This window comes from Bradyrhizobium sp. NBAIM14, from assembly GCF_020193895.1.
Taxonomy (GTDB): Bacteria; Pseudomonadota; Alphaproteobacteria; order Rhizobiales; family Xanthobacteraceae; genus Bradyrhizobium; species Bradyrhizobium yuanmingense.
Genome location: NZ_JADYVQ010000083.1, coordinates 1 through 475, shown reverse-complemented (window position 1 = coordinate 475; position 475 = coordinate 1). Strand labels below are relative to the sequence as shown.

Sequence of the window (475 nt, the reverse complement as noted above, 5' to 3'; positions counted from 1 at the left end):
TGCGTACCCAGCCCTTCTGCGAAACAATCACCGTGACGGGTTCGTCGACCACCTTCACTTCGGCAGCGGCGCGGCGCTCTTCCTGGATGAAGGTGCGGCGGTCGTCGCCGTATTGCTTCGCGTCGGTCTCGATTTCCTTGATGATGCGACGGCGCATCATGGTCTCGGACTTCAGCAGCACGTCCAGCTCGCCCTGCTCTTCGCGCAGGTTCTTCAGCTCCTGCTCGATCTTGATCGCTTCCAGGCGAGCAAGCTGACGCAGGCGGATTTCCAGAATGTCTTCGGCCTGGCGGTCGCTCAGGTTGAAGACCTGGATCAGCGCGGCCTTGGGTTCCTCGCTCTCGCGGATGATCCGGATCACGTCTTCAACGCGCAGCAGTACCAGTTGCCGACCTTCGGGGATGTGGATGCGGTCTTCCACCTTGCCCAGACGATGGCGCGTGCGGCGCGTGACCGTGGCGAAGCGGTACGTGAT

The 475-nt window shown here is 62.1% G+C and carries 1 protein-coding gene; it reads right to left on the bottom strand.

Annotated features, from left to right (window positions below; all coding sequences use genetic code 11):
- Positions 1–475: DNA gyrase subunit A (locus I6F28_RS37100; protein WP_276573454.1), on the bottom strand; the 475-nt coding region annotated here is incomplete at both ends.